Annotated in this window: 4 protein-coding genes and 1 pseudogene; 2 read left to right on the forward strand and 3 right to left on the reverse strand. The window is 69.0% G+C overall.

The window, feature by feature from the left end:
- Positions 1-359 (forward strand): aldo/keto reductase (locus LQV45_RS17235; protein ID WP_230008077.1); only part of this gene is annotated, 359 nt, incomplete at its 5' end.
- Positions 360-448: 89 nt separating this feature from the next.
- Here the strand turns inward: LQV45_RS17235 and LQV45_RS17240 are convergent.
- Complete coding sequence (locus LQV45_RS17240) at positions 449-1,510, reverse strand: adenosine deaminase (RefSeq protein WP_230008078.1); 1,062 nt, start codon at positions 1,508-1,510, stop codon at positions 449-451.
- 459 nt (positions 1,511-1,969) lie between these two features.
- On the opposite strand from LQV45_RS17240, the pseudogene LQV45_RS17245 reads away from it, so the two are divergent.
- Positions 1,970-2,350 (forward strand): annotated as a pseudogene (locus tag LQV45_RS17245) (ABC transporter); the annotation flags it as partial.
- A 1,023-nt stretch (positions 2,351-3,373) separates the two neighbouring features.
- Here LQV45_RS17245 and LQV45_RS17250 read toward each other — a convergent pair.
- Both LQV45_RS17250 and LQV45_RS17255 read right to left on the reverse strand, forming a co-directional pair.
- Positions 3,374-4,828: an aldehyde dehydrogenase family protein gene (locus LQV45_RS17250; RefSeq protein ID WP_230008079.1), complete on the reverse strand. Its 1,455-nt coding sequence runs from the start codon at positions 4,826-4,828 to the stop codon at positions 3,374-3,376.
- A gap of 56 nt (positions 4,829-4,884) precedes the next feature.
- Positions 4,885-5,117: FCD domain-containing protein (locus LQV45_RS17255; protein ID WP_374208235.1), on the reverse strand; the 233-nt coding region annotated here is incomplete at its 5' end.

Raw genomic sequence — 5,117 nt, forward strand, 5'->3', positions numbered from 1 at the left:
GGGTCCTGACCGGCCAGTTACGCAGCCCCGAGGACTTTGCCGCAGACGATTTCCGCCGGCACTCCCCGCGCTTCCAGGGCGAGAACTTTGACCGCAACCTGCAGCTCGTGGACCGGGTCAAGGAGCTCGCGGACGCGAAGGGCTGCACCCCGGGGCAACTGGCGCTGGCCTGGCTGCTGGCCCAGGGCGAGCACATCGTTCCCATCCCCGGCACCAAGAAGGTCAACCGGCTGCGGGAGAACCTGGGCGCCGCCGACGTCGAACTCTCCGCCGAGGACCTGGCCCGCCTGGACGAACTGGCTCCCGCCGGGGTGGCAGCCGGGGCGCGGTACCCGCACATGGACTCGATCGACGTCTAAGCCGGCCGTTCGACAGCCAACGCGGGGTCACTTACGGCCCGTCCGGGGCCTCCGGATGGGCGCGTAGTGACCCCGCGTTGCTTGGGCGGTTAGTGTCCGGACGCGGCGAGCTCGGCCAGCAGCTCGGCCTTGCGGTCCTCGCTCGCGAAGGAGGACCGGATCGAGTTCGCGGCCATCCGGACGCAGTCGAACTCGGACAGGCCGATCACCGATTTCAGCTGCGCGAAGTTGTCGTCCACGTACCCGCCGAAATACGCCGGGTCGTCCGAGTTCACGCACACGTTCAGCCCCGCCGCGAGCATCGCCGGCAACGGGTGCCCGGCCAGGGCGTCCACCGCGCGGAGCCTGACGTTGGACAGCGGGCACACCGTCAGCGGCATGAGCTCATCCACGAGCCGTTCCACCAGTTCCGGATCTTCCATGCACCGGATGCCGTGGTCGATCCGCTCCACGCCCAGTATGTCCAGCGCGTCGATAATGTACGACGGCGGCCCCTCCTCGCCAGCGTGCGCGATCCGGTGCAGCCCGGCGTCCTTGGCCCGGGAGAAGAGCCGCTCGAATTTGGCCGGCGGGTTGCCCACCTCGGCGGAATCGAGCCCGATGCCGGCGATCGGGGCGCCCATGGCGAGCAGCTGCTCCAGCACCTTGAGGGCGGAGTCCTCGGTGAGGTCGCGCAGGAAGGCCGCGATCAGGAGGGTGGAGATGCCGAACTCTTCGCGGGATCCCGCCAGCACCGAGGCCACGCCGTTGACGCACGTCGCCAGCGGTATCCCGCGGGACAGGTGGGCCTGCGGGTCCAGCATGATCTCGGCGTGCCGGACCCCGGCGAGCGCCGCCCGGGTCAGGTAGGCGCGGGTCATGTCGGCGAAGTCCTGCTCCGTCTGCAGCACGGCCATGTTGGCGTAGTACAGGTCCAAAAAGGATTGCAGGTCAGTGAACTCGTAGCGCGAGCGCAACTCGTCCAGGTCCGCATAGGGCAGTGCAATCCCGTTGCGTTCCGCCAGCGCGAAGATCAGCTCCGGTTCCAGCGTTCCCTCGATGTGCAGGTGCAGCTCGGCGACCGGAAGCGGGAGGAGTTCGCCCGCCTCCGGCTCGTCCGGTTCTTCCGGCTGTTCCGCTGTCAACTGGGCATCGCCGTCGTGTGTTTCCATCCGGTAAGGATATGCCCGGCGCTCCCCGGAGCGGATAGAGTCGAACCAATGCAAAGTAAACAGCATGCTTCCCATTTGCCGCGCCCGGCCGGCCGGGACCTAATTCCTGATCTCGCTCCAGGCAATCCGACGGACGGTTTTGTCCGGGTGCGCGGCGCCCGTGAGAACAACCTGCGCAACGTGGACGTGGACGTGCCCCGCGACGCAATTGTCGCCTTCACCGGCGTCTCCGGCTCGGGCAAGTCCTCCCTCGCGTTCGGCACCATCTATGCCGAGGCGCAGCGCCGCTACTTCGAATCCGTGGCCCCCTACGCCCGCAGGCTCATCCAGCAGGGCCACAACCCCAAGGTGGAAACGATCACCGGGCTGCCGCCCGCCGTCGCGCTCCAGCAGCGCCGCGGGACGCCGAGTTCGCGCTCCACGGTGGGCACCCTCACCACGCTGTCCAACTCTTTGCGCATGCTCTTCTCCCGCGCCGGCAGCTACCCCGACGGCGCCGCCCCGCTGGACTCGGACGCTTTTTCCCCGAACACGGCCGCCGGCGCGTGCCCGGAGTGCCACGGCCTCGGCATCGCGCACACCGTCACCGAGTCCTCCCTGGTCCCGGACACTTCGCTGAGCATCCGCGACGGCGCCATCGCCGCCTGGCCCGGGGCCTGGCAGGGCAAGAACCTGCGCGACATCCTCACCCACCTGGGCCACGACGTCGACACCCCCTGGCGGAAGCTGCCCAAAAAGGACCGCGACTGGATCCTGTTCACCGAGGAACAACCCGTGGTGGAGGTGACGCCCCAGCGCGACCGCGTGGCCAAGCCGTACAAGGGCCGGTTCTGGAGCGCCAGGAGCTATGTGCTGCATACGCTCGCCGATTCCAAGAGCACCACAATGCGCGAGAAGGTGCTGCGCTTCATGGAAACCGGCCCGTGCCCGGTCTGCAGCGGCAGCGGCCTGACCCCGGCCGCGCTCGCCATCACCTTCGCCGGGCACACCATCGCCGAGCTCAACGCCGTCCCCATGACCGAACTGGCGGACATCATCCGCCCCACCACGGAACTCACGGAGGCCGGGACCGCGTCCCGGAAGCAGTCCTCCGGCGAGGGCAACGAGGTGGCCGTCGCCATCACCCGCGACCTCCTGCAGCGCGTCACGGTGCTGCTGGACCTCGGCCTGGGCTACCTGGCGCTGGGCAGGTCCACGCCCACGCTCTCCCCCGGCGAAATGCAACGGCTCCGGATCGCCACCCAGCTCCGCTCCGGGCTGTTCGGCGTGATCTACGTGCTGGACGAGCCCTCCGCCGGACTGCACCCCGCCGACGCCGAGCCCCTCCTCGCAGTCCTGGACCAGCTCAAGTCCTCCGGCAACTCGGTGTTCGTGGTGGAACACAACATGGACATCGTCCGCCGCGCCGACTGGCTGGTGGATGTCGGTCCCCGCGCCGGTGAAGGCGGTGGCGAGGTGCTCTACAGCGGCCCCGTGGCCGGTCTCGCCGAGGTGGACGCGTCCGTGACCCGGCCGTTCCTGTTCCCGGACGGTTCGGCTGGTTCGGACGACGGCGGCGTCCGCCACAGCGCGGACGACGGCGGCGGGTCCCCCGCCAGCGGTACCCGGCGGGAAGCGGCCGGCTGGCTGGAACTGCGCGACATCAGCCGCCACAACCTGCGCAAACTCGACGCCGACTTCCCGCTCGGCGTGCTGACCGCGGTCACGGGCGTCTCCGGCTCCGGCAAATCCACGCTGGTCAGCCAGGTCCTGGCCGAGGTGGTCGGCGCCAGGCTGCACCCGGAGCCAGACGCTGCCAAGGCCCCCGAGGACCTGGAGGCCGACGCCGTTGAGTCCACCGGGCCGCTCAGTGTCGGACCGGTCTCAGGCCTGGACCAGCTGGACCGGCTCGTCAAGGTGGACCAGAAACCGATCGGCCGCACTCCGCGCTCCAACCTCGCCACTTACACCGGCCTCTTCGATGCGGTCCGCAAGGAGTTCGCGGCCACGGACGAGGCCAGGGCGCGGGGCTTTGGTGCCGGCCGCTTCTCCTTCAACGTTGCCGGCGGCCGCTGCGAGACCTGCCAGGGCGAGGGCTTCGTCGTCGGTATCGAACGGGGTGATGGCGACGACGGGGCCGAAGATCTCCTCCTGGAAGATCCGCGCGTCCGGGGCGACGTCGGCGAACACCGTGGGGGCGATGTAGTTGCCCTCGGGCAGGTGGTCGGGGCGGCCGCCGCCGGCCAGGAGCCGGCCCTCGGACTTGCCGATTTCCACGTAGGAGGCCACCTTGGCGTAGTGCTCGGGGTGGACCAGGGCGCCGACCTCGGTCTTGGGGTCGTGCGGGTCACCGACCACGATGTTCCTGGCGCGGGCGGCGTACTTGTCGCAGAATTCCTCGTACACGGCGCGCTCCACCAGTATCCGGGAGCCGGCGGTGCAGCGTTCGCCGTTGAGGGAGAAGACGCCGAACAGGGCGGAGTCGATCGCGGCGTCGAGGTCGGCGTCGGCGAACACGACGCACGGTGACTTGCCGCCGAGCTCCATGGAGAGGCCCTTGAGGTTGGCCGCGGCGTTGCGGAAGATGGTCTGGCCGGTGGTGGTTTCGCCGGTGAAGGAGATCAGCGGGACGTCCGGGTGCTTCACGAGGGCGTCGCCGGCTTCCTCGCCGAGGCCGTTGACGAGGTTGAAGACGCCGTCGGGGAGCCCGGCGTCCTTGAAGATCGTCGCCCAGAGCGAGGCCGAGAGCGGGGTGAATTCGGCCGGTTTGAGGACCACGGTGTTGCCGGTGGCCAGGGCAGGGGCGAGCTTCCAGGACTCGAGCATGAACGGGGTGTTCCACGGCGTGATGAGCCCGGCGACGCCGATCGGCTTGCGGTTGACGTAGTTGATCTGGGCGCCGGGGACCTTCATGGCGTCGTCGAACTGGGCCACGATCAGGTCCGCGAAGAAGCGGAAGTTCTCGGCCGCGCGCAGCGCCTGGCCCTTGGCCTGGGTGATGGGCAGGCCGGTGTCGAAGGTTTCGAGCTCGGCCAGGCGGGCCTCCTGGGCTTCGACGGCGTCGGCGATCCTGTTCAGGACCCGGGCCCGCTCGCGCGGCTTCATCTTCGGCCACGGGCCGTTGGTGAACGCCTCGCGGGCCGCGGCTACGGCGAGGTCGATGTCTTCCTTCTGGCCGGCGGCGGCGGTGGCGTAGTTGGTGTTGGACACCGGGTCCAGGACATCGAAGGTCGCCCCGCCCACCGAATCAACGAAGTCGCCGTTGATGTAGTGCTGGATGTGGGTGGGAAGGCCCTGCGGAACGTAGTGAGTGGTGGTTTCTGCGGCAGTAAACGTCATTGTTTTTCCTTACTGATAGTGCAACGCGGGGTCACTTACGGCCCATGCCGGGCGCCTTAATGGGCGCTAAGTGACCCCGCGTTGGTTTGGGCGAGGTACGCGTCCAGGGTGGCGGAGCGGTGCCGGCGGGCGGCCTTTTCGATGTCATCCGGGCTGGCGCCGGATTCGATGAGCTGCAGCAGCGCCTCGTGCTCGTCGACGGATTCGTGGGCCCGGCCCGGGACGAAGCGGAACGTGGAGGAGCGCAGTGACGCCAGCCGGTTCCAGCCGCGGTGGACGAGGTCCAGGA

Source organism: Microbacterium sp. Bi128, assembly GCF_918698205.1.

Coding starts and splice junctions, on each gene's coding strand:
- LQV45_RS17240 (WP_230008078.1), bottom strand. CDS start 1,510: ATGGAAACACACGACGGCGATGCCCAGTTGACAGCGGAACAGCCGGAA.
- LQV45_RS17250 (WP_230008079.1), bottom strand. CDS start 4,828: ATGACGTTTACTGCCGCAGAAACCACCACTCACTACGTTCCGCAGGGC.